This is a genomic window from Streptosporangium sp. NPDC006013, from assembly GCF_040614275.1.
In the GTDB taxonomy this organism is placed as follows: Bacteria; Actinomycetota; Actinomycetes; order Streptosporangiales; family Streptosporangiaceae; genus Streptosporangium.
Genome location: NZ_JBEXUE010000126.1, coordinates 1 through 22,944 on the forward strand (window position 1 = coordinate 1; position 22,944 = coordinate 22,944).

General features: G+C 67.0%; 22 protein-coding genes and 3 pseudogenes. 13 read left to right on the forward strand and 12 right to left on the reverse strand.

Annotated elements, in window-relative coordinates:
* A pseudogene (locus tag ABZ260_RS20600) lies at positions 1-578 on the forward strand (hypothetical protein); the annotation flags it as partial.
* 178 nt (positions 579-756) lie between these two features.
* On the opposite strand, the gene ABZ260_RS20605 reads toward ABZ260_RS20600, so the two are convergent.
* Positions 757-942 carry a hypothetical protein gene (locus ABZ260_RS20605; RefSeq protein WP_355619857.1) on the reverse strand — a complete coding sequence of 62 codons (186 nt, stop codon included), beginning with the start codon at positions 940-942 and terminating at the stop codon, positions 757-759.
* 560 nt (positions 943-1,502) lie between these two features.
* Here ABZ260_RS20605 and ABZ260_RS20610 point away from each other — a divergent pair.
* Positions 1,503-2,777, forward strand: a pseudogene (locus tag ABZ260_RS20610) (IS256 family transposase).
* Here the strand turns inward: ABZ260_RS20610 and ABZ260_RS20615 are convergent.
* Both ABZ260_RS20615 and ABZ260_RS20620 read right to left on the reverse strand, forming a co-directional pair.
* Complete coding sequence (locus tag ABZ260_RS20615) at positions 2,704-3,759, reverse strand: alpha-hydroxy acid oxidase (RefSeq protein WP_355619860.1); 1,056 nt, start codon at positions 3,757-3,759, stop codon at positions 2,704-2,706. The pseudogene ABZ260_RS20610 and the gene ABZ260_RS20615 sit on opposite strands and share 74 nt — an antisense overlap.
* 25 nt (positions 3,760-3,784) lie before the next feature.
* Complete coding sequence (locus ABZ260_RS20620; RefSeq protein ID WP_355619863.1) at positions 3,785-4,363, reverse strand: TetR family transcriptional regulator C-terminal domain-containing protein; 579 nt, start codon at positions 4,361-4,363, stop codon at positions 3,785-3,787.
* 78 nt (positions 4,364-4,441) lie between these two features.
* Here ABZ260_RS20620 and ABZ260_RS20625 point away from each other — a divergent pair, with 78 nt between their 5' ends.
* The gene (locus tag ABZ260_RS20625; RefSeq protein ID WP_355619866.1) at positions 4,442-4,756 is read left to right on the forward strand and encodes an SMR family transporter; all 315 of its coding nucleotides are present in this window, start codon (positions 4,442-4,444) and stop codon (positions 4,754-4,756) included.
* Positions 4,757-4,758: 2 nt separating this feature from the next.
* Positions 4,759-5,127, forward strand: a complete 369-nt coding sequence (locus ABZ260_RS20630) for a multidrug efflux SMR transporter (RefSeq protein WP_355619869.1) — start codon at positions 4,759-4,761, stop codon at positions 5,125-5,127.
* 752 nt (positions 5,128-5,879) lie between these two features.
* On the opposite strand, the gene ABZ260_RS20635 is transcribed toward ABZ260_RS20630, so the two are convergent.
* Positions 5,880-6,377, reverse strand: coding sequence for a group II intron maturase-specific domain-containing protein (locus tag ABZ260_RS20635; protein WP_355619872.1), 498 nt, complete (start codon positions 6,375-6,377; stop codon positions 5,880-5,882).
* 188 nt (positions 6,378-6,565) lie between these two features.
* Between ABZ260_RS20635 and ABZ260_RS20640 the strand changes: the two genes are divergently transcribed.
* On the forward strand, positions 6,566-7,339 hold the full coding sequence (locus tag ABZ260_RS20640; protein ID WP_355619875.1) for an ISAs1 family transposase: 774 nt from the start codon (positions 6,566-6,568) through the stop codon (positions 7,337-7,339).
* A gap of 219 nt (positions 7,340-7,558) precedes the next feature.
* Positions 7,559-7,729, forward strand: a complete 171-nt coding sequence (locus tag ABZ260_RS20645; RefSeq protein WP_355619878.1) for a hypothetical protein — start codon at positions 7,559-7,561, stop codon at positions 7,727-7,729.
* Positions 7,730-7,785: 56 nt separating this feature from the next.
* Here the strand turns inward: ABZ260_RS20645 and ABZ260_RS20650 are convergent, their stop codons facing one another.
* Both ABZ260_RS20650 and ABZ260_RS20655 read right to left on the reverse strand, forming a co-directional pair.
* Positions 7,786-8,787: a dipeptide epimerase gene (locus ABZ260_RS20650; protein ID WP_355619881.1), complete on the reverse strand. Its 1,002-nt coding sequence runs from the start codon at positions 8,785-8,787 to the stop codon at positions 7,786-7,788.
* The gene (locus ABZ260_RS20655) at positions 8,769-9,494 is read right to left on the reverse strand and encodes a helix-turn-helix domain-containing protein (RefSeq protein ID WP_355619884.1); all 726 of its coding nucleotides are present in this window, start codon (positions 9,492-9,494) and stop codon (positions 8,769-8,771) included. The genes ABZ260_RS20650 and ABZ260_RS20655 overlap by 19 nt, the downstream gene beginning before the upstream one ends.
* Positions 9,495-9,557: 63 nt before the next feature.
* Here ABZ260_RS20655 and ABZ260_RS20660 point away from each other — a divergent pair, with 63 nt between their 5' ends.
* Positions 9,558-10,391, forward strand: a complete 834-nt coding sequence (locus ABZ260_RS20660) for an alpha/beta hydrolase-fold protein (protein WP_355619887.1) — start codon at positions 9,558-9,560, stop codon at positions 10,389-10,391.
* A 26-nt stretch (positions 10,392-10,417) separates the two neighbouring features.
* Positions 10,418-11,800, forward strand: a complete 1,383-nt coding sequence (locus tag ABZ260_RS20665; protein WP_355619890.1) for an amidase family protein — start codon at positions 10,418-10,420, stop codon at positions 11,798-11,800.
* Positions 11,801-11,847: 47 nt separating this feature from the next.
* On the opposite strand, the gene ABZ260_RS20670 is transcribed toward ABZ260_RS20665, so the two are convergent.
* The 6 genes and pseudogenes from ABZ260_RS20670 to ABZ260_RS20695 all read right to left on the reverse strand — a co-directional run bounded on the left by ABZ260_RS20670 (position 11,848) and on the right by ABZ260_RS20695 (position 17,849).
* The gene (locus ABZ260_RS20670; RefSeq protein ID WP_355619893.1) at positions 11,848-13,059 is read right to left on the reverse strand and encodes an acyl-CoA dehydrogenase family protein; all 1,212 of its coding nucleotides are present in this window, start codon (positions 13,057-13,059) and stop codon (positions 11,848-11,850) included.
* Positions 13,056-14,552 carry an AMP-binding protein gene (locus tag ABZ260_RS20675; RefSeq protein WP_355619896.1) on the reverse strand — a complete coding sequence of 499 codons (1,497 nt, stop codon included), beginning with the start codon at positions 14,550-14,552 and terminating at the stop codon, positions 13,056-13,058. Before ABZ260_RS20675 ends, ABZ260_RS20670 begins: the two co-directional genes overlap by 4 nt.
* 73 nt (positions 14,553-14,625) lie before the next feature.
* Complete coding sequence (locus tag ABZ260_RS20680; RefSeq protein ID WP_355619899.1) at positions 14,626-15,249, reverse strand: TetR/AcrR family transcriptional regulator; 624 nt, start codon at positions 15,247-15,249, stop codon at positions 14,626-14,628.
* Between the two features lie 106 nt (positions 15,250-15,355).
* The gene (locus ABZ260_RS20685; protein ID WP_355619902.1) at positions 15,356-15,967 is read right to left on the reverse strand and encodes a hypothetical protein; all 612 of its coding nucleotides are present in this window, start codon (positions 15,965-15,967) and stop codon (positions 15,356-15,358) included.
* 56 nt (positions 15,968-16,023) lie between these two features.
* Positions 16,024-17,192: pseudogene (locus ABZ260_RS20690) on the reverse strand (ISKra4 family transposase).
* Between the two features lie 126 nt (positions 17,193-17,318).
* Entirely contained in the window at positions 17,319-17,849 is a 531-nt protein-coding gene (locus ABZ260_RS20695) for a hypothetical protein (RefSeq protein ID WP_355619905.1), read from the reverse strand.
* A 217-nt stretch (positions 17,850-18,066) separates the two neighbouring features.
* Between ABZ260_RS20695 and ABZ260_RS20700 the strand changes: the two genes are divergently transcribed.
* The 5 genes from ABZ260_RS20700 to ABZ260_RS20720 all read left to right on the forward strand — a co-directional run bounded on the left by ABZ260_RS20700 (position 18,067) and on the right by ABZ260_RS20720 (position 22,564).
* The gene (locus ABZ260_RS20700; RefSeq protein ID WP_355619908.1) at positions 18,067-19,233 is read left to right on the forward strand and encodes a lipid-transfer protein; all 1,167 of its coding nucleotides are present in this window, start codon (positions 18,067-18,069) and stop codon (positions 19,231-19,233) included.
* The gene (locus ABZ260_RS20705; RefSeq protein ID WP_355619911.1) at positions 19,230-19,688 is read left to right on the forward strand and encodes a MaoC family dehydratase N-terminal domain-containing protein; all 459 of its coding nucleotides are present in this window, start codon (positions 19,230-19,232) and stop codon (positions 19,686-19,688) included. The genes ABZ260_RS20700 and ABZ260_RS20705 overlap by 4 nt, the downstream gene beginning before the upstream one ends.
* 32 nt (positions 19,689-19,720) lie before the next feature.
* Positions 19,721-20,122, forward strand: coding sequence for a MaoC/PaaZ C-terminal domain-containing protein (locus ABZ260_RS20710; protein WP_355619914.1), 402 nt, complete (start codon positions 19,721-19,723; stop codon positions 20,120-20,122).
* A gap of 20 nt (positions 20,123-20,142) precedes the next feature.
* On the forward strand, positions 20,143-20,964 hold the full coding sequence (locus ABZ260_RS20715) for an SDR family oxidoreductase (protein WP_355619916.1): 822 nt from the start codon (positions 20,143-20,145) through the stop codon (positions 20,962-20,964).
* An 82-nt stretch (positions 20,965-21,046) separates the two neighbouring features.
* Positions 21,047-22,564 (forward strand): MFS transporter, encoded by a 1,518-nt coding sequence (locus tag ABZ260_RS20720; RefSeq protein ID WP_355619919.1) that lies wholly within the window; start codon positions 21,047-21,049, stop codon positions 22,562-22,564.
* Positions 22,565-22,944 lie beyond the last annotated feature (380 nt).

A 22,944-nucleotide genomic window follows, 5' to 3' on the forward strand; every position in this document is an offset into this window, starting at 1 on the left:
CCCGCGCCCGTGCCCAGCAGGACGCCATCGCCGCCGCCGAACGCGCCGCCGCCGCCGAACGCGCGGTCCGGCGGATCACCTCCGAACGCGACGCCCTGCAAGGAGTCCTGGACGCCGAACGCCGCCAGAGCGCCACCGTGGCCGCCGAACATGACCGGCAGATCGCCACCTTGGAAAACGTCCTGGCCGACCGCACCGTCGACCTCGATCAAGCGCGTACCGACCTGAACGCCACCGCCGACCGGGCCGAGCGCGCCGAGAACGCCCGCGAGAAGGCGCACCAGGAAGCCGAGGCGGCCCGCGCCGAGACCGGCCGCGTACGTGAGGAGCTGCGGCAAGTTCGCGACCAACGCGATCAGGCACAAACCGCGACCGCGGTGGCCAACACCCGTCTGGAGGCCCTGCACCAGGCACTGGAACGGGCCGAACATCGCGCCCAGGCCGCCGAGCAGCGCGAAGCTACCGCCCAGCAGACGATCAACCGCCTCCTCACCCTCCAAACACCACCGCCGGAGAACGCATCAGCTGACGGCTCAGGCGACACCACGCATCGCGAGGACTTCTCTGAGCGTCCCTGAGACGCTCGCGCGCTTGCGCCGCAGCGGCCGTCGATGCCGGAGAACGCCTTTCCCGACACCGTGCCCCGCCCCGCTCACGAGGTACATGTATCGAGTGTGCTGCGGCTGCGTCCCGATGACTTGGACCCGGGCCTGCCTGGGATCGACTTCACCGCTCTTGCCGTGGCTGCTCAGGCGGTCAGGGCAGGTGGGCGAGGAGTGGTTGAGGGCGTCGGCTCCGCCGCCATGGCACAAGCTGGAGGACGCCGAACGCGACCTCGGTGACGAGGAACAGCCACAGCAGCCGCATGGCGCCGTTGGCCAGCGCGTATGCCTGCCATGCCGCGAACAGCGTGCGCGCGGCGCCGTCGAGCAGTCCGTGCACCGGTAGTGGCCTGGCAATGCGCAGGAGGGGAGGGCCCAGACGACGACCGAGCCCATTAGGTTCGCGTACAGGGTCTGCATCGGGTCGAGTGCCCGCACCGGGATAGTTGGATGAGGCTCCTGGAGAAGAGCGGCCTGGCGACGGCGGAGGCGGAGGAGAAGGCCACCTGCCAGGATGCTGACGGCACGGATGCCATCAAAGGATGTACGAGTAGGCAAGGGCCACCTCCCCTCAGCCCGTGACCTGCGCACTTAGGTCGGAATCAGCTCATTGGCTCGGCATCACCGTCTCGTCACGGGATCATCACACTCCGGTCGTTCACCTCTACGCTTTCAACATGCCATGGGATCTTCCAGGTCAGCGGTAACCCAAGGAAGGCGATCACATGCTGTCGGCCACGAAGATGTGCCTTTGGGGCGCCGTTTGCCTTCAATACCTGCACCCATGTGAAACCGCCGTCACACCGATGGGGTCGCGTCCGAGATGCGGTGTAAAAGTGAACGAGCGTAGGTTGCCGTGCTGAACCGACCAAAGTTCGCACTACGCAAGGACCTACGCTCGTGGCACGCACACTACCGCCCGTCCAAGCCATTCGCGCTGAGATCGACGCCTTGCTCACCGAAGGCCGTGACCTGGTCGAGGTCATCGAAGAGGTCGCCCGTCTCGGTGCTCGCCTGATCATCCAGACCGCTGCGGAGGCCGAGGTGGACGCCTTCCTCGGCCGCGCCCGCTACCAGCGCGCCGCCACCGTCGCAGCCGACGATGACAAGACCGTGATCCGCCCAGGTCACCGTAATGGCCACTGCTCCACCACCATCAAGACCACCACCGGGCCGGTCACCATCGCCCGGCCCAAGCTGCGCGGCACCACCGAAGCCTTCGCCTCCCGCCTGTTCGGCACCGGAGTGACCCGCACCAACGCGCTGGAAACCCTGGTCATCGCCTCCTTCGTGCGCGGCCTGTCCGTGCGCGACGTCGAGGGCGCCCTGGCCGATGCGCTCGGCCCGGAGGCGGCGCTGTCGAAGTCGACGGTGTCGGCGATCTGCTAGGCCATCGTCGCCGAGTACGACGCCTGGTGCCGGCGTGATCTGTCCGGCATCGAGCTGGACCACCTGTTCCTGGACGCCTCACACTTCAAGATGCACGACGGGCAACGCGCCGAGCCGGTCCTGGCCGCCTGGGGCATCACCACCGACGGCAAGCCAGCCTTCATCGGCCTGGCCGCCGCCGGCTCGGAGTCGACCGACGCCTGGCATGACTTTCTCACCGACCTGGCCGGGCGCGCTCTCAAGCCCCCGCTGCTGATCGTCTCCGACGGCGCGCCCGGCCTCATCAGCGCCGCCGAGCAGGTCTTTCCCCGTTCGCTGCGGCAGCGCTGCGTGATCCACAAATGCCGCAACGTGCTCTCCAAGGTCAGCGCGGGTGATCAGGCCGAGGTCAAGGCCGCCTACTGGGACATCTTCGACACCAGCGGCCCGGGCGAGGAGATCGAGCCGGGCCAGAGGCTGGTAGAGCAGATCCAGCGGCGCATCGACGCCTTCGCCGACACGTGGGCCGCACGCTACCCGGCCGCGATCAAGAGCCTGCTGACCGACCGCGCCTCGCTGACGACCTACCTGCGCTTTCCCGCCGAGCACCACAAGCGCATCCGCCATTCCAACTTCATCGAGCGCACCTTCGGCGAGACCCGCCGCCGAGTCAAGGTCATCGGCCGCTTCCCCGGAGAGACCTCCTGCGTGTCCCTGGTCTGGGCCGTCCTAGCTAGAACGTGCCTTTGTCCCCGGCACGTCGGACGTGCTCCGCCCGGATGTCCGACACCGTTTCACAGCCCATGAGCGTCATCACCTCCGCGAGCTCATCGCTGAGTGAGTTAAGCAGTTGCTCGACACCAGCGCTTCCTCCGCTAGCGAGTGCCCACAGATACGGTCGCCCGATCAGTGCAGCTGATGCGCCCAGTGCCAGCGCTCGGAAGACATCGCCACCCGACCGGATACCCCCATCGACGTATACCGGAATGGACCCGTTCACGGCTTGAGCAATTTCAGGTAGAGCTACTGCCGTCGGGATGACTCCATCGATCTGGCGCCCGCCGTGGTTCGAGACGACAATCGCCGAGACTCCGGCGTCAACGGCGGATCTGGCGTCGTCCGGATGGACGATCCCCTTGACGGCGACAGGGATCCGGGACCTGCGAACGATCTCGTCGATATCGGACCAGCTCAGCTGCGAGTCCCAATTGCCGGGCCCAGAAGAGCGAGTGGAGCCATCTCCCCTGTGGCTCGTGATTTCCGCGCCTGGAGGCAGCAGCTCCAGGCCACCGTGTCGCGCCGAACGGGGCCGGAAGGCTTCCCTGGGGCGGTCGACCGTGACGACGATCTGCGAAAAACCGACACGAGCGGCCTCTTCGAGAATCATCCAGGTCCAATCCCGATCCCTGCTGACGTAAAGCTGTTGCCAGAGTGGGGCACCAGTCCGCGCGACGTCGTGCAGGTCGGTCGTTGCCGAGGTGGCGAGGTTGAAAATGGTGCCGAAGCTGGCGGCAGCTCGTGCTGCTGCCAACTCGCCATCAGGCGCGATGGCCCGCTGCCGACCGGCAGGGGCGAGGAGAATCGGCGAAGCCACTTCAGTTCCCTGTAAAGCAGTGTTCGTCGAAGCGCGCTCGACACCTCGCAACGCTCGTGGCACGAGCGACCAAGCTGACCACGCAAATTCATTGGTGCGCAGCGAACTCTCACCTCCGGCACCGGCCGCGATGAAGTCGAATACTGGCTCGGGGAGTTTCTGTCTGGCTCTACGTTCAAGCTCGCCAATGCTCACTCGTTGCATGCCCCTGTCTCTCCAATCAGCGTGGTTCGCAGCCGCGGAGGTATCCCTCGAGAATGGTTCGTGCCCAGGCGGTCTGCCCGGAAGGGGGCTGTCTGACCAGGTGCAGGGAGACGCCGTCGACCAGTGCGTGCAGGCTGGCCAGCTGCACATCCTCCTCACCCGGGCCTCGGCGGGGATCGAGCGCGCGCAAAGCATCAGCGCAGACCCCGCGAATCGCGATATGCGCCTCTCGATAGCACTGCTCGAGAAGCGGGTCCAAGCCCGCCGCCGACCCCAGCGCGAGAAACGCCTCCATCTCCACGCGGCGGACTTCGTCGAGGGGGACGAGCTCGAGTACCAGGGCAAGGGCACGTTCGAGCCCCGCCCCTTCGACCGCCTCAACGCGCGACAACATACGTTCGACGACCAATCTGGCCGCGCGCTCGCGAAGTGCGGCAATGGTCGGGAAGGTGTAGCGCAGCGAGCTCGGAGGGAGTCCGGCCTCCGCGGCGACCTTTCGCACCGAGAGGCCCCCGAGGCCGTCACGGGCGAGGAGCTGCCAGGTGGCGTCGATGACGGCGCGATCGCGTTCAGCGTGGTCCAAAACTCGTCCCATAAGGTCATTGTCGCACAGTCGTGCGGTTTCGTGTAAGAATAGTGGCACAACCGTGCGACTATGTGAGGGGTGTGGTGAATGTCCTGGCTAGTGTTGGTGGCATCCGGGGTTCTTGAGGCGGTGTGGGCAACCGCGCTGGGCGCGACGAAGGGGTTTCGGCGTGTGGCTCCCACCCTGGTCTTCCTCGTCGCTATGGCGTTGAGCATGGCCGGCCTGGCGTACGCGATGGTCGCCTTGCCGACAGGAACGGCATACGCCGTGTGGGTGGGAATCGGGACGGCCCTGACTGTGGTGTTCGCCGTCGTGCGTCGTGAGGAGAAACTCATCGCCGCGCGCGCCGCGCTCCTCGCCGGTCTCATCGCGTGCGTGATCGGCCTCAAGGCGGTGAGCTGAGCATGCCCTGGGTCGTGCTGTTCGTCAGCGCCGCCTTGGAAGCAGTGTGGGCCACCGCCCTGGGCGCAAGCAACGGCTTCACGCGTCCCGGTGCGGTCGTCGTCTTCATCGTCGCACTCGCCCTCAGCATGGGCACCCTCGGATACGCAGCAAAGCACATCCCGATGAGCACGGCCTATGCCGTGTGGACCGGCACGGGCGCGGCACTGACCGTGGCGTGGGCGATGCTCACTGGCGCCGAATCCGCGACGGTGCTCAAGGTCGTGTTCCTGGCCGGAATCGTCGCGTGCGTGGTCGGGCTGAAACTCATCGGCGGTCAGCGAGCCGACCGGAGCGATCGGGCGGAGCGCCCTGCGCCCCGGTCCCGATAGGCGGGAGGTTGGTGCACCCGAATCGGCGTCGTCCACGGGGGCCCGACGCTTCCAGCGGCGAAGCTCTGAAGGAGGCGGGAGGCGCGCGGCGCCCGATCCGAGCACGTGTCGCTCTGGGGCTCGCGCTGGCGTCGGTGCCCGCCTTCACGCTGATGCGAGACACCGTTGCCAGTCGTTCGCCCCTGGCCACAGCCGCCGTGGCCGGCGAGCCTCACGCGGTGCTCGGTTTCCCCGCGCCCGTCCTCCTCTGTCTCGGCGCGCTCCTGACCTCGCTCACCGCCACCTTCGGAAACCGAGGCCGCGCGATCGGCCTCGCCGCCGCGGCCACAGCACTGGCCTCACCGCTCATCGTGTCGGGTCGCTGGGAGGAGTCTCACCTCCCGGCTCCCACAGATCCGTACGTGAACCTCTCGGTTCATACGGCTCTTGTCATCTTGATCGTCAGAGCGGAGAAGCCGCGGTCACCCACGTTCAGTGCGCGAACATGCGCGGGTAACGCGTAGCGATCCCGCGCAGGCACACCAGGGCTTTGCGTCTCCTGCTCAGCCGACGATATTTCTCGCGGATCCAGCGCACCAGGTAGGCATTGATGCGCGCCAGGAGGGGATACAACGCCGACCGATTGAAGCGGCCGGTTGAGTCGGGTCGGGGCGCGGTGCCGGCCTCGCGGCCAGCCCGTTTCCCCGACCCGCTCGCCGCACCCGGCGTGCGGCTCTCACCGCACCGGGCGCTCCACGTGTCTTGCCCGCTGGTCAGCTGCTTGTGGGAGCGGCTGCCTGTTTCGGGGTCCATGGGGTCGGTATGTTCCTGCCGCGATAGCGGTAGCGAGTCACAGCGACGCTGGCCGCGCCGGTGAATACGACCCCGTTGTGAGCGAATCTCCACCCCTGGTCGCAGAAGCGGCGACGGAGTTCCTTCATGGACAGCCCGGTTCGTCCTCTGTACTTGGCGCGTATCCAGCGCATCAGTCGATTCCATGTGAAGGAGTCAACGACGCTGAAGATCGCCTTGGACACACCGTGCCGAAAGTAATTCGCCCACCCCGCGAGGGATCTATTCAGGTCGGTGAGCAGCTCACCCAGATCCTGATAGCGGGTTGACCTGTACGTCTTGGCCCTTACCTTGTCCTTGATCGACTGAACGGCTTTCTTGGACGGTTTGGTATAGACGTAGTGCTTGCTGGTTCCTCGCTTCCGCATCCGGCGGATATCGAAGCCGAGGAACGTGAAGCCCTCATCGAGGCGGACCACCTGGGTCTTCTCCGGTGCCAGTCGTAATCCCAGGGGGCAAGCACGTCCGACACCTCTTCACGCCGACACCGTGTGCCGCACGATCGCGCGGCTCAACGCCGCGCACGTCGACGCCGCCTACGCCGCTCACCGGGCCGGCCAGCTCACCGAGTTGTACGACGACCCCGACGAGTTGATCCCCATGACGGTTGACGGCAAGACCCAGCGCGGCACCGCCACCAGCGACAAGGCGGCCCAGCACCGGCTCGGCGCCCAGCTCTCCCCCGACGCCCCTCGTCGTCGCCCAGATCGACGTCGGCTCGAAGTCCAACGAGATCACGGCATTCGCCCCGCTGCTGGACCAGATCGGATGCCTGAAGAATGTGGTGATCAGCGCGGACATGCTGCACACGCAGCGCGAGCATGCCCGCTACCTGCACCGGCGCGACGCCTTCTACGTGTTCCCCGTCGGCGGCAACCAGCCCGGCCTGTTCGACCAGCTCGACGCCTTGGCCTGGAGCGAGGTCCCGATCGGGTGGACCACCTATGACCGTGGCCACGGCCGGAACGAGATCCGCACCATCCAGGTGATGCCCGCCCCGCCCGGAACCCGATTCCCCCACGTCAAGCAGGTCTTCCTGATCGAACGACACGTCTATGACCTGCACTGGAAGCCCCTGTCGAACGTCGCGGTGCTGGGCGTCACCAACCTGCCCGCGACGCTGGCCGGCCCTCGACGCCTGGCCGAGCTGGTCAGAGGCGAGTGGTCGATCGAGAACAAAGATCATTATGTGCGCGATGTGACCTTCGGGGAGGATCGCTGCAAGGTCCGGACCGGCTCAGCCCCGTCGATCCTGACGACCATGCGCAGCTACGCGATCGGCGCGCTGCGCCTGTTCAACTTCACCAACATTGCCGAGGGCACCCGCTGGGCCCGCGACGATTTCCGCAACCCGCTGATCGCCCTCGGTCTCACGATGTGAGAATTCCTTCAGCCCTGGAGGGCCGACGGATGTTCGCTGAGGTCGCGGGGTGCGAGCTCAAACGGGTGTCGACGAGGTGGCCTGTTGGAGTTTTCGAGTGCTTCGTCTAGCGTCAGTATGACTGGTAGTACCAGTCTTGCGGCCGCTTCGATGTACGGTCTCGCGTTCATTTTGAACGAGCTCGGAATCCGCACCCACAGCATCTGGCCGGGGGTGTTGATGCACGCATTCCTGAATATCGCCCTCGTGAGCTACTTCGCCGACCCGGAGGGCGCCGACCTGCGAATCGGGGCGCTCCAACTCGTCGCCTGGTGGGCTGCAGCTGGACTGCTGATGTGGTGGTTCAGGTGGGCGGCGCGGCGCGATGCTGTGCGGAGCGAGCTCGTCTGAGCGGTACGCGAGTGGAGGGCGACGTTCGAACGGAACTCCGTGACGCCGGCGCCGCCCTACGACCGGGGGCCGCCCCAGACCTCTTCGTCGGCGAAGACGGTGCCATCCCGGTAGACAACCGATGGCGACCGATCCTCGGCCAGCAGGCTGGGGCCGTCCAGGTCCACGAAGTCTCCGAGCTGTCCGAGGAGGAAGCCGGGTGCCGCGCCGAGACTGGAGCAGATCATCGTGCCGACCATCACCCCGAGGCCCAGACGGCGCGCCTCGGCTTCCATGAGGAGCCCCTCGGTCAGCCCCCCGCACTTGTCCAGCTTGATGTTGATCACCTGAAAGCGTCCAGGGGCAGAAGCGAGGTCGTCCAGCGAGAGGATGCTCTCATCGCCTGCGATCGGAATAGGTGACGACAGCTCCTCGAGGGAGGCATCCGCTGTTCTCGGCAGCGGCTGCTCGAGCAGGGAGACGCGCTGTGCGGTCAGCGCAGGGATCAACTCGTCCAGTTGGCTGCGGTCGAATCCCTGATTGCCGTCGACACCGAGCCAGACGTCCGGTCGGGCGGCGCGTATCGCCCGGACCCGGTCGATATCGACCGCGAGCTCGCCCGTGAGCTTCACCGTGATGGCTCGTATGTCCGACCGGGCGCGGGCGGCGGAGGCCATGCGCGCGGGAGCATCTGCGCCGAGCGTGAACGTCGTGACGATCGGCCTGGGCGCCGCGATGCCGGCCAGCTTCCATACCGGCGACCCGGTGGTCGCTGCCTCCAGGTCCCACAGCGCTGCGTCGACGGCGTTGCGTGCACCGCCCGGCGGCAGGATCGAGCGAAGCTCCTCGCGACCGACTCCGGCTTCGACCTCTCGCCGCACGGCTTCGATCGCCGCCTCCATCTCCTCGCCATGCTCGCCGAGGAAGAAGACGCCGCCGCCTTCACCCTGCCCTCGTCGTGTTCCATCGACGATCGTGACCTGGACGACCTCCCAGTCGTCGAAGACATGGCCGGCGATGCGGAACGGCTCGGCCAGCCGCAGGAGATCTCGGGCGACACTCAATGTACGTCGTGGCATGACTCGTCGGCTTCCTCTGAGGTTCCGAACAGCAGGGCGAGCATCTGCGCTCTCCACAGCGTCGCTGCGCGGTCTATGGCGGGCTGGTCGCGGTTGCGGATGTACTCGACCGTGAGTCCGCGGGTCACGGCGTTGCTCAGCAGTTGTAGGCTCTCCATCGAAGTGGCGTCGATGCCGGTCGAATGGAGGAGCTCCTGGCTCCAGGAGAGAATCTGTCGATCGTGTTGCAGCGCGATCGGGGCGACTTCCTCGTCGAGTTCCGGATCGTTGCGGCGGGCAAGGTGGATCTCGAGAGCAGCAGCAGCCTCGGGCTGTGAAGCCAGCGCGAGGTTGGCATCGATCAGATTCTCCATCGACGCTCTCGGAGTCGCGCCGCGCTGGATGGCGTCGGCGTAGATCTCGGCGCGGCGAGCGGACAGATCCTCCACGACCGCGGCCATGAGCTTCGCCTTGCTCGAGTATTGGTACTGGATCGCTCCGAGACTCATTCCGGCGGCATCGCGGATCGCCGACATGGTCGCACCGGAGTATCCCTGCGACTGGAGGACGTCACGCGCCGCCGTGAGGATCTTGGCTCGCGTCGCGGCGCTTCGCTCTGCCTGACTGCGCCGGGGCGGGGGCGCGATGTCCGCGACGGATGCGTTCCCCTGAGCCATGTCTGTCGCCCCCTCCGGATGGCGTCGTCCGGACGACGATGCCGCGTGCATTTATGCTACACAAAACAAGTCAGTTATAATTATTTAATTGTCGACTCGTCGAGGAGGACGATCATGACCGAGCCAGCGCTCTCTTCCATCCCTGGCGTGGAGACCTTCGCCATACTCCCGGACGGTTTCGGTTGCCGGCTGCGCATCTCGATCGCGCGTCCGGTGGCGCCGCCGGACGGCAGAGAGTTGCCTGCGGCATCCGTCGTGTACGTCACCGATGCGGACTTCAGCTTCGGCACCGTCGTCGAGGCGGCGCGGATGGGACACCTCGCCGGCGAGCTCGGCCCTGCGACGATCGTGGGCATCGGATACGCGGAGGAGACTGGTGACTACGGATTCACGAACCGCCGTCGCGGCCTCGATTTCTACCGCGGGCCTTGGCGGGAACTCGATCTCCCCGGCATCGGCACCCAGGAACTGGGAGGTGCCGGATCGTTCCTGACGGCTGTGCTCGATACCGTCGTCCCGGAGGTTGAACGCCGGGTACCGGAGACCGCAGGGGCCCGGCGAATCCTGTTCGGAGTATCGGCGGGCGGGCACTTCGCCGCCTACGCGCTGATCGAGCGGCCCGAGGCATTCCAGGGCTTCGCGCTGATGAGTCCTGCTCTCATCGACTTCCCTCCGGTACCAGGTGACGAGCAGCTGGTCGAGGCGATACGGGTCCTGCCCCCAGGCGCCATCCGACCAGGCACTGCCGTGTTCCTGTCGGCCGGGGGGCGGGAGGAAGAGCCGGGAGAGGCGCCGACCGAGGCCTCGATCATCAGCAATCTGTATCGCATGCGAGCCGCGCTCCACGCACAGGGCGCGTCCACCCAGCTGGTGGTCTTGCCCGGCGAGACGCACTTCTCCGCCCTCGGCGCTGCCGTCTCGCGGGCACTCCGCTTCCTCGTGCCATGATGCGTCCACTAACCGCCGCGGCGGACATGACCGCCCTGATCGAGGCGGTGGAGTCGGGCCGCACGACGCCGGCTATGCTCGTGGACCGTGCGATCGAGCGCGCCGATGCCGTGAATCCCGACCTCAACTTCATCGCCCTGCCTACCTTCGAGCGGGCACGGCGTCAGGCAGCGGCTCCGCCGCTCGGCCCGCTGTCCGGTACCCCGACCCTCATCAAGGACACCTTGCCTGAGCGCGGGCTTCCGGCACCGCTCGGCTCCGCCGCACTCCGCGACTACATCGCACCCGCCGACGCCCCGTACACTCGAGCGATCACCGATGCGGGCCTCATCTCCATCGGACGCTCGACGATGCCGGAATTGGGACTCAACGTCGTCACCGAATCGCCGCTCACCGGCATCACCCGCAACCCGTGGAGTCTCGCTCACGCGCCGGGCGGCTCGTCCGGCGGCGGATCGGCAGCGGTCGCGGCGGGCGTCGTCCCCGTCGCACACGCCAGTGACGGCCTCGGCTCGATCCGCCATGGGGCCGCTCCGTGCGGTCTCGTTGGGCTGAAGCCCTCCCGCGGAAGGAACGCGGGCGACGAGTCCCTGCGGGCGATGACCGATCTCGGCGTGAACGGCTGCGTCAGTCGGACCGTGCGCGACACCGCAGCCTGGCTGCACGCGACCCAGTCCCGCTCTTCGGAAGCGAGGTTCGCTCCCCTCCCACTGATCATGGCGCCGGCCGACGCCAGATTCCGCATCCACGCCTACAGTGCGGTCATGCGTACGGGAAGGGGGCCGGACGACGACGTCCTGAGAGTGTTCGACGACGCGATCGCCCTTCTCCACCGGCTGGGTCACCGCGTCAGCGACGGCGCCCTGCCGTTCGACGGACGGGACACGATCGATGCCCTGCAGGACTTCATCGAGGGGAACTTCGCACGCCAGGTCGAGGCACTCTCCGGTGTCGTCGGGTTCCCGATTCCTCCCGAGCGGTTGGAGCATCGCTCCGCCACGCTGGTAGCAGCGGGTCGACTGATCGATGACGAGCGCTTCAGCGGCGCTCTGCGGCGGATCGAGGCAGCCGTGACCGGTTACCTGGACCGTTTGGGCGAGATCGACATCTGGATGACGCCGACGCTCAGTACCGAGATCGTGCGCGTGGGTGTGCTCGGACCGGACACCGCGTGGGACCGTCAACGCGATCACCTGTTCGACTATGCGGGGTATTGCTGGATCGACAACTTCGCCGGGACGCCGTCCATCAGCCTGCCGCTGGGCTTCAGCGACGGCGGGCTGCCGGTCGGCGTGCAGTTCGCCACTCGAGCGGGAGGCGAGGACCTGCTGCTTGCGCTCGCCTACCAGCTGGAGGCGGACGGGCAGTGGTGGCGGCAGCATCCGCCGATCTGGGTCGGCGAGGACTGACGCTGCGGAGGCCGGCGGCGAGAGCGGTCGGGCATCTCAGCAGTGCACTAGGCGAATGCGGAGATGCCCGTCAGCGACCGGCCGACCAGCAGCGCGTTGATCTCGTAGCTGCCTTCGTAGGTGTAGATGGCTTCCGCGTCTGCGAAGATCTTGGCCATCTCGTAGGAGCTGCTGATGCCGTTGCCGCCGAGAAGCGACCGCCCGAGCGCCACGGTCTCGCGCATGCGCAAGGAGCACATCGCCTTCGCGAGGGCCGCTTGCTCCATCGTGACCGTCTCCTCCGCCTGCGACCTGGCGACTTGGATCATGAGTGCGAGAGACATCGTCGCATTGCCCAGCATCCGCACGAGTTGTTCCTGCACCAACTGCTTCGCAGCGAGCGGGCGTCCGAACGCGATCCGTTCGCTGGTGTAGCGGCGAGCCACGTCGAGCGCTGCGAACTGCTGGCCGACGGCCTGCCATCCGACCACGACTCGCGAGTTGAGAAGGATCGACTCGGTGTCGCGGAACGTCTGGGCGCCGGGGAGCCGGTTGGCGTCGGGAATCACGACGGCGTCGAGAGCGATGTCGGCATTCTGCACGGAGCGGACGGAGATCTTGTCGTCGATCAGGGTGCGAGAGACGCCGGGCCGGTCGGCTTCCACCAGGAAGCCGAGGATCTCCTGACTCGCTGTATCACGGGCCCAGACGAGGACGACGTCGGCGATCGTCCCGTTGCCGATCCATCGCTTCTGTCCTTGGATGGTCCACGAGTCGCCGCTGCGAGTGGCGGTGGTGGTCATACCCCTGGATATATCGCTGCCATGATCCGGTTCGGTGAGCGCGAAGGCACCGATGGTGGAGAGATCGGCAAGGGCCGGCAGGAAGCGATCTCGCTGTTCGACCGAGCCAAGGCGGCGTATCGCGGCCGTGAACAGATCGCGATGCACCGCCACGAAGATCGAGGTCGAGGTGTCAGCGCGCGCCAGCTCCATCGTCAACAGGCCGGCGAGCAGTCGCCCGGGTGCATCTTGTCGTGCAACGCCCTGCTCGGCCAGAAGTGGAACGAGCGCTGAGGGGAACGTGCCCTGCTTCCAGTGCGCGATCCCCGCCGGTCGGACCGTGGACTGGAAGAAGGCGCGGAGCCGATCGAACTCGGCGCGTTCCTCGGAGGTGAGGAGTGCGTGGATCCCGAAGATGTCACCGTCGGGGAGGGGGAGCGGGATCGCTCCGGGGATCGCCTGCGCTCGGCCTGTCCCGGCTGCGTCGGTGCGGGTCATGCGGCCGGGCCTCTCGCTGTGAGGGTCTGCTGTCGCAGCAGGGATCGGCGCACCTTGCCGGCGTCGTCCCTGATCGGCAGGGTGGTGTGCTCGAACAAGCGGGGGACCTTGTACGGCAGCAGCCGTGAGCGAAGGTGGTCGATCAGCTCCTGATCGGAGACGGGTAGCGCGCTTTGCACGACGGCATGGAGGATGTTGCCGTATTCGTCGTCCGGCAGGCCGAAAACGCAGCTGGAGATCACCCGAGGGTGTGCCTCGAGGGCGCCTTCGACCTCTGCGGCGTACACATTGGACCCGCCCACTGTGATCATGTCGGCCTTCCGGTCCGCCAGGTACAGCCATCCGTCGTCGAGGCTTCCCATGTCGCCGACGCTCTCCCAGCCGTCGGCGTCAGCGTGGGCGACGGCTCCGCGATAGGCATACGACGGCGGCGCGCTCGCGCCGCGTCGAACCCAGAGTTCGCCGACCGTGCCATCGGGAACCGGCGAACCTTCCTCATCGCGCACCTCCAGTTCGCCGATGCGCACTCGGCCGACGGTGCCGGGGTGGGTCATCCAGTCGTGACCGTCGGCGATCACGACGACGTGGGTCTCGGTCGTGGCGTAGAACTCGAGCATCTTCTCTGCGCCGAGCCAATCGACCCAGAAGGACTTGAGCCAGGGCGGGCACATCGCTCCACCCGTGGCGATGGACACCACGCTCGACAGGTCCGCCGCGGCCCTTACGTCTTCCGGGAGGCGGGCTATCCGGTGCAGCATCGTCGGTACGAGGCATGACCAGTCGACGTGATAGCGATCGATCAGGTCGAGCGTGGCGGCCGCGTCGAACCGCGGAGCGATCACCACGACGCCCCCGGTGATCAGCGGGGCAGTGGTGAACATCACGCCCATGTTGTGGCTGAGGGGCGTGGTCGTCAGCTTGACGCCGCCGACAGGCATGTGGAGGAGGGGCATCAGCGGTATCAGCGCGTCGACCGTCGCAGGTGCTGTCGACATGATGATCTTCGGGGTTCCTGTGCTGCCGCCTGACGTGGGCGCCTTCCAGCTGCGGGAGATGACGATCGGTAGCGGTTCGTCGGACAGTGCAGCGGGCGGCTCGAAATCGGCCGGAACGCTCGCCCCGCCCTGCCAGGTCTCCAGTCCGACGACGAGTGTCGACCCCGCGACCTCGATGATGGCCGCGAGTTCAGCAGGAGGCAGGCGGTGCGAGACGGGTTGCGGTGTCGCACCGAGCTTCCACACCGCGAGCATCGACTCGACGAACGGGATCCCGTTCGGCAGCCCGATGGTGACGAGATCGCCGGGACGGACACCGAGCTGAGCGTAGGCGCGCGCCAGGCGATTGGTCCGCGACTCCAACTCCCGCCGAGTCGTCGAGCCGTTGTGATCGATGACGACCACCTCGTCCGGCCGCAGCTCGGCGAAGTGTCGAATGGCCGTCACAAAGGGAGTGCCGGGAGCCAGGGGCTCTGCGGACGTCTCGGAAGAAGTCATCGATGCTCCGGTTTCTCGCGTCGGTGCGGATCATCGATAGCGTGCCCGTCGCACGCAAATTAGTCAAGCCGTACTAGAAATTTGACCCCGTGCCGCTGTCGAGGATGGCGTGTGCCAGCCTCTTCCAGGCGGCGAGGTGCGATTCGTGTGCGTGCTCGCGCGGCTCGAAGAGATACGTGATCGCGACTCCCCGCATGCTCGAGAGCAGTATCGGGACGAGGTCGGCGAATGCGGGGTGCGCCGCGTTCGACCCGAACGCCCGGGTGATGACCTCACGGATGTGATGCCCGAGCTCGTGTTCACGCGGTCGAAGAGCATCGGCGAGTTCGCGGTTGTGCTGCGCGGCCGCCCAGAGCTGGACGGAGGCAAGAAAGAGCGGGCCCTGGTAGGTCAGCCAGATCTCATCGATCGCTTCGTCGATCGTCTCCGGCCCCTTCGTGTCCCTGACGTCGATCTCGTCGGTTCGCTGCACTGCGAGGTGCTGAACGGCGGCGATGAGCAGGTCGTCGCGCGAGGGGAACTGATGGAGGATGCTGCCGCGGGAGACTTCGGCCCTGGCCTGGATCGCGGAGGTGGTCGTGGCGGCGTAGCCCTCCTCGGCGAGGCAGGAGACCGCCGCGGCGAGGATGCGCTCGCGCGTCTCCCATGCGCGTTGCTGCACGGGGAGCGAAGCGTGAGTGACCGGGGTGACATCCATGCCCACAGGATATCCTTTGGGTGCGGCTCTTCCTGAGGGAGTGAGGCGTTCAGGTCGGGCTGTCCGGCTGAACGCTCCCTGCCCCGGGCAGGCGTGTCGGGATTGCTCACAGGTAGTCGCGCCAGAACGGCACGGTGGCTTGTGGCGCCCGGCTTTCGGGGTGCTCGGGTCGGGGTTCCTCGAACTCCTGGTTGATGTAGTCGAGCAAGTCGACGCCGTAGTAGATGATGTCTGAGCCCCACATCGACAAGACCGGATGGCCGAAGCCGCCGCGGCCTTCGGGCAAGAACCTGTGCCCGTAAACCGGAACCATCCTGGGAACTCCGGCCAGATGCGACTGCGCACGTTCGGCGGCCGCCTCGGGTGAGTCCGGCCGGTCGCCCCAGGCGGTTGGCCAGTGTCCCCGCTGGATGTCCCGAAGCAGGAAGTCCGTCGGCCAGGTGAGGTGCCGGCGGAGTTCGCTCGGGTCGCCGTTTCGCCAGTCGGGCCATGGTCGTTCCCACGCGTAGCTGGTGCCGGGCTCGTCTTCCCGCGGTTCGCAGACCGGTAGTCCGGCGGCGAGGAAGGCCCGGTGGTCGTCGGCGAACGCGAAACCGTATTCGTGCTCGATGCGCGCGAACTCTGCGTTGGTCAGGCCGGGCTCGATCACGCAGCAGTCCAACTGGGCCAGGCGCTCCGCTGCCTGCCTTCCGAGCAGAGCTCCCTCGTCGCTGATCATGCTCGAACCGTATCGCGGAGGCCTGGGCCTAACGATTCCTGAGGGAAAATCACAGGTCAGGCTGGGACGTTGTAGGTGTGTTGGTGTTCTTGCCGGAGGTGGTACTTCCAGTGGTCCCGGAAGTCGCCGCAGGCGATCAAGGCGCGCAGTTGCAAGATGGCCTCCGCGCCGGCCAGGCCCCACCGGGCGCCGGTGATGTCGAGGCGGTCGCCGATCAGGTGACGGCACGCGCCTTCGATGACCCCGGTGGCGATCGGCCACCCGTTCTCTAATGCCTGGTCATAGCGGAGAAACTCGGCGTGGCCGGCCAGATAGCGGATGCAGGTGTCGATGCCACGGCGGCGCCCGGCAGGCAACACCGCGGCCTGCGCGGTGAGCCCATCGGTGACCTGCCCGGCGTTGCCCGCCAGTACCGCCAGCGCGCACCCGGCGACCCAGTCCTCGGCGGCCGGGTCCGCAGCGGGATGCAGACTCCAAGCCGCCGCCCACAGGTACTCCAGGACATGCACGAAGTCGATGACGATGCCGACGCTCACGTTCCGGCGGGCGGCCTCGGCGCGGATCAGATCGAGCTGGTGCCGGGCGCCGTCGACCAGCACGATCCACGGGCGGGCGTGTGCGGGGTCGCGGGCCTCGGTGTGGTCGAAGACCTTCTCGATCACCGTGGCGGGATCATCGATCACCGAGCCGCCTGCTCGAGTTGCCGTTTACCGAGCACCGGACCACACCGCGCCTCGATCGCGGCCTTGGCACCGTCAAAGGAGCCGCGCACCGCCTCGGTCACCGCCAGCCGGGTCAGTCCATGCGAGTGCCGCCCGCCCGGCAGCGATAACGCGGCATCGGCCGGATACACGTTGCGCACGCCTCGAGCCCGGAAGGCGCACCGCCGCACCGACACCGTCCCGAAGACGGTGGCCAGCAGCCGATGATGACCGGACTCCACACAGCGGCGCAGCACACCGTCAGCACCGGCCACCCCGCAGCGGCCGGCCGCACCGGCGTCCTGCCGGGCCAGGGCCTGTTCCTCTCGCGCCGCCCGCAAATCCAGATGATCCTGCAGCAACTGCCGCAACAGCAGGCGGCCCCGCACCTCGATCATCTCCTCCAGCCGGGCGTGGGACAGCTCCGCCGACCCGGGACCGGCGAGCTCACCCAGCAGATACTCAAAGGTCTCCGTCGACGCTGCAAACACGTCAGTCACCGGGACCGTGTCATACGGTTCCATCGGGTTCCTCTTCCTCGGGTCCGACATGGGTCGCACCTTCGAACCTGGGGAAGAAGAGCCCTCCTTACAACCACCGCGGCGGTGACGCCGCAGTGATACCCCCGGCCTGCCGCGGCTTATCAGGGCTTATCGGGTGATCTGTTCCCTGACTCGCTCGTTCACCCCGAACAATCCCGGGCCGTCCTCGCTCAGCCAGCCCCGCTCCGCCATCCGCTTCAACTTCGCGCGCAGGCCCTCGACCTTGGCCGCCTCGGCCGGCGACCCCAGCGCCGTCACGATCTTCCCGGCCCGCATCGCGCCACCGGCATCGACCAGCACCTCCAGCACATCCTGGTAGGTCCGCGGTAACACCGAGGCATCCATCCCCGGACGCCATCGCGGCACCGTGGTCACCCCGATCGGCGACCCGCCCGCCTGTGCGACCACCCCGCCGACCCCGCCGGCATCGCTCTGGTCGCCCGCTTCGGCAGGCGACCGCTCTGCCGGCCGGGCCGGCTCGCCCAGGATCTCCTCGACCGTCCCCCGGGTGATCATCAGCCGGGACAACGCCTCTTCCTCGGCCGCCAACTGCTCACGCAACCGCTCGACCCGTTCCCGGGCCATGGCCTCCCTCCGCGCCAACTCCTCCAGCAACGAGCCCACCGCGATCGCCTCCACCTCGCACGGTAGAAGACGAGCCCGCCTCTTGCGAGCAGACTCTCAAAACCCCACGTCAACCAGTCCCTGAAACCGAGCTACACCCATATCCTTTTTCAGACATTCCTTACTAGTACGGATTGACTATTTTGACGCGGTGGTGCACAGTCGGAGCCACGCGAAGACGCGTGGCGCACAGCACGATCGACAGGAAGCGACCGAGATGACCAGAGCGATCATGGCCGGCGTGGGCATGGTTCCCTTCTCGAAGCCGAGCGCGGGGGCGAAATACGAAGTCATGGGGGCGTCCGCCGCACGAGCGGCGCTCCAGGACGCCGGTCTCGACTATTCAGACGTCCAACAGGCGTACGCCGGCTGGGTGTATGGCGATTCGACCTCCGGCCAGACCGCTCTCTACGGGGTCGGCCTCACCGGCATCCCGATCATCAACGTCAACAACAACTGCTCCACCGGCTCCACCGCGCTCTTTTTGGCCAGACAGTCCGTCGAATCCGGCGCGGCCGACTGCGTTCTTGTCGTCGGATTCGAGCAGATGTCCCGGGGCGCCATCGCCGCGGTGTGGGCCGACCGGACCTCTCCGTTCGCCGTGTTCGACACTGTCGCCCAGGACGACGACGGTCAGGAGGACACTCCGATGGCCGCCCGGTACTTCGGCGGCGCCGGGCGCGAGCACATGGAGCGCTTCGGTACGAAGAAGGAGACCTTCGCGAAGATCTCCGTGAAGTCGCGGCATCACGCCGCGAACAACCCCTACGCGGTCTTCCGCGATCCGGTGACAGTGGAACAGGTGCTGGAGTCCGCGCGGATCTTCGACCCCCTCACCCGCCTCATGTGCTGTCCACCGACGTGCGGTGCCGCCGCTGCGGTGATCTGCTCGCCGACGTTCGCCGCTGCGCATGGGATCGATCCCTCCATCGTGATCCGTGCTCAGGCGATGACCACCGACACCCCGAGTTCCTTCGAGACGGGGGACCGGCGGCGTCTGGTCGGCTTCGAGATGTCGCGACAGGCCGCCCAGCAGGTCTACGCGGCCTCCGGCGTGGCTCCCGAAGACATCCGCGTAGTTGAGCTTCACGATTGTTTCGCCACCAACGAGCTGATCAGCTACGAGGCATTGGGTCTGACTCCGGAAGGCACCGGTGAGCGATTCGTAGAGGACGGCGACAATACTTACGGCGGGCGCGTCGTCACCAATCCCTCGGGTGGGCTTCTCTCCAAGGGGCATCCGCTCGGCGCCACCGGACTTGCGCAGTGCGCAGAGCTCGTCTGGCAGCTGCGCGGCTCGGCAGGGGCGCGTCAGGTCGACGGCGTCCAGCTCGCGCTGCAGCACAACATCGGTCTGGGCGGTGCCGCGGTCGTCACACTCTACGAGCGTGTGTCGTGACGCTGCCGGCCGATATCGTCGGCACACCGATGCCTGTGGTGCAGGCGATCATCGATCGCGAACGCCTGCGCTCGTTCGCAGAATCCACCGGTGAGACGGCACCCCACTACCTCGAGCTCGACGCAGCGCACGCGCTCGGCTATCCGGACCTCCCGGCGCCGCCCACCTTCCTCTTCGGTCTGGGCCTCGATCCGCACGGCCCGTTCGGTTGGCTCGAGCGAATCGGGGTGCCTGTCGAGCGCATCCTTCACGCCGGGCAGGGCTTCGTCTATCACCAGCTCGCATTCGCCGGGGACGAGATCGAACTGCAGCCTCGCGTGGTCGACTGCTATCGGAAACGAGACGGCGCGCTGGAGTTCCTCGTCATCGAGACCACCGCGACGCGCGCGGGGGAGGCGATCGCACTCCTTCGGGAAACCCTGGTGCTTCGCCACGCCGAGGCGACGGCGAAATGAGCACCGCAGCAGCCCCGTCGTCGCTCGGGCCCATGATCCACACCCTCGAGGTGGCGCCGATCGAGCACCGCACGCTTGTCTTGTTCGCGGCTGCATCGGGCGACCACAATCCGATCCATCTGGACGTGCGACTTGCGAGATCGGCGGGTTACGACGATGTGTTCGCCCACGGGATGCTGTCGGCGGCCTATGTCGGCCGACTGCTCACATCCATCGTGCCGCAGGAATCGCTGCGATCGCTCGAAGTCCGCTTCATCGCGGTGACGCCGCTGCACGTCGCCCTCCGGCTGACGGCTCGACTCGCCTCGGTAGAGGTCGTGGAGGGTGAGCGGCGTGCGAGTTTCGATCTCGAGATCGTCACTTCCGAAGGGACGACCACCGTCACGGGGACGGCCGTCGTCGCTCTCACCGAACCTGCCGCAGAAGCGGTCTGACCTCAGCAGGAGGAAGCCACATGGGAACACTGGACGGCAAGGTTGCGCTCATCACAGGAGCGGGTCGCGGGATCGGCAGAGAGATCGCGCGCAAGCTCGCGAGCGAGCAGGCGCGGGTGGTGGTCAACGATCTCGATCAGGATGCTGCGGACGAGGCCGTCGCCGAGATCATCGCCGAGGGTGGGGACGCGGTGTCCTGTGCCGGCAGCGTCACCGAGGCCGACTTCGGCGATCGTTTCGTCTCGACGGCGGTCGGCGTCTTCGGCGGGCTGGACATCATCGTCAACAACGCCGGCTACACCTGGGACAACGTGATCCAGAAGACGACGGATGAGCAGTGGGCGGCGATGCTCGACGTGCACCTCACCGCGCCATTTCGCATCCTCCGCGCCGCGCAGCCCGTCATCTCGGCGATGGCCAAGCGTGAGGCCGCGGACGGGGAGGCGTCGTGCCGCAAGGTCGTCAACATCTCCTCGATCGCAGGTCTCGGCGGCAACGCCGGTCAGGCGGGGTATGCGAGCGCGAAGGCTGGCGTCGTCGGCCTCACCAAGACCCTCGCCAAGGAGTGGGGACGCTACAACGTGACGGTCAACACCGTGGCGTTCGGGCTCATTACTACCCGGCTGACCGACACCACGGGCGCTGACCATATCGATGTGGCCGGGCGTCGCATCGCGGTCGGGCTCAGTGCCGAGCTTCGTTCCATGACCGAGCAGCTGATCCCGCTCGGGCGTCCGGGCACCCCGCGTGACGCGGCGGGGGCCGTTTACCTCCTGTGCCTGCCCGAGTCTGACTACGTCAGCGCCCAGACCATCGTCTGCGGAGGCGGACTCGAACTCTGACTCCGAAGAGCGGGATCAGCGCCGTCGCTGTTCTCGCACTCCCATCCGAACGCAATGTCAACCCCGAAGGTGTGGTCGTCTCATGAGCTTTCCCTCTTCCATCCGCAGAAGCCCGCGACGGATGTTCTCTGCGGCGTTCCTCGTCGTGCTCCTCCTGGTCTGCGTACTCGGTGCCGTCGAGAATCTCGCCGTCTCCGCTGTCCCGGTCCTCGAACGCGAACTCGGGATATCCGTGCCGGAAGCGGCACTTCTCACGGCCATGTGGGGTGTGGCGGCAAGCCTTTCGATGCCGCTGGTCGGCAAACTCGGCGATCTCTTTGGTGCGAAGCGCACGCTTCTCGTGGCGGTCGCGGTGGCTGCGGCTGGGGCGATCGTTTGTTCTGTCGCCGCTTCCTTTCCTCTGGCGCTCATCGGGTTCGCGCTGCTCGGTCTCGGTGCGAGCGGAACCGTGACGGCCGTCGTCCTTGTGCAGGAGTTGTGTGCGGAGGAGTACCGTCCGTCGGCGACCGGATACGTTGTCGGAGCGATCGTGCTCGGCGGCGTGGCCGGGACGATCCTCGCTGGCCCTACCGTTGATGCCTTCTCCCGCTTCGCCATGTACGTGACGCCGGCAGCGGTGCTCGCGCTGTGTGCTCTGCTCGCCGTCTTCCTCGTCCCGAACCGTGCTCCGTCGAAACCCGACAACTCGCGGTTCGACTGGATCGGGTTGCTCGCGTTCTGCACCGCCCTGGTCGCCTTGCAACTCGCTTTGCTGTCGTCGTCGACGACCGGCTGGGCCTCCATCCAGGTGTTGACGGGGCTCGGCGTCGCGATTGTCGCAGCGGTGGCCTTCGTCCTGATCGAACGCCGGGCGCTGCGGCCGTTTATCGACCTCGCCATGCTCGCTCGCCCGAGCATGCGCGGCTCGGTGCTGGTGGGCTTCCTCGCCGGCTTCGGTTACGGCGCGGGGTTCTTCCTCTTGCAGCAGCTGCTGGTGCTGCCCATCGGGCCGAACAGTCCCGGCTTCGGCTACTCCCTGACGCAGATCAGCCTGACCCTCGCGCCGTGTCTCATCGTGGGGATCGCGTTCGGACCGATCGGCGGCGCCCTCGTGAGGACGCTCGGACTTCGCACAACCGTCGTGATCGCCCTTTCGATCACGACCATCGGGCTGGGCATGCTCATCTGGTGGCACAGCGAGGCGTGGCAGATCGTCCTCGGCTCTGTTCTCGTCATCGGCGTCGGTGGGGCGATGCTCTTCACCACTGCGCTCTCGGGCGTTCAGGCGGCCGTCGAAGGTGCCGAGAGCGGCATCGCCACCAGCATCGTCATGACCGCTCGGAACCTCGGGTTCATCGGCGGCGCGCCGATCGTGGCCGTCTTCATCCTCGTCGGCAGCCCCGCCAGCGCTCCCGCTCCCACCGAGCTCGGGGTTCAGCTGGCCTTCACGGTGGCTGCGCTGATCGCGCTCTGCGGATTCACCGTCGTGAGGAAGCTCTCGGTGAACCGGGCGTCGGCGCAGAAGACCGGTAGTGTCCTGCCGGAGCAGGCTCCAGAGGCAGGCGGCGCGGATGAGGCGGCTGCGCCGGGACCGGGGCAGGGGCGATCGAGTCAGGACTGAAGCGGTGGTGTTCCTCGACCTGGTGGGTGAATCGGATCGAGCGGCCGCGCTCCCTTGAACCGCGCACACGGCGGCGGGCGACTCAGTCCTCCGCCGGTTCTGCGCCGCCTTGACGAGTTCGGCGAGTTCCTCGTCCAGACGTTGAAACTGCCGACGCACCAACAGCCACTGAACGATGGCCCAGGGCGCTCCGACCGCAACGACCGCCACGTCGAGGTGCAGAAGGCTGGGCTCATCGCCGCTCAGACGGCCGGCCAGAACTGATGTACCCCGAGTTCGGTGGAGTCTTGTGCAACTGACATTGATCGTTTACGCCTGGGTCTGAGTCTTCTGCTTAAGGCGTTCGTAGGGGGTCTGGCCGCCGAGGCCGCCATGGGGTC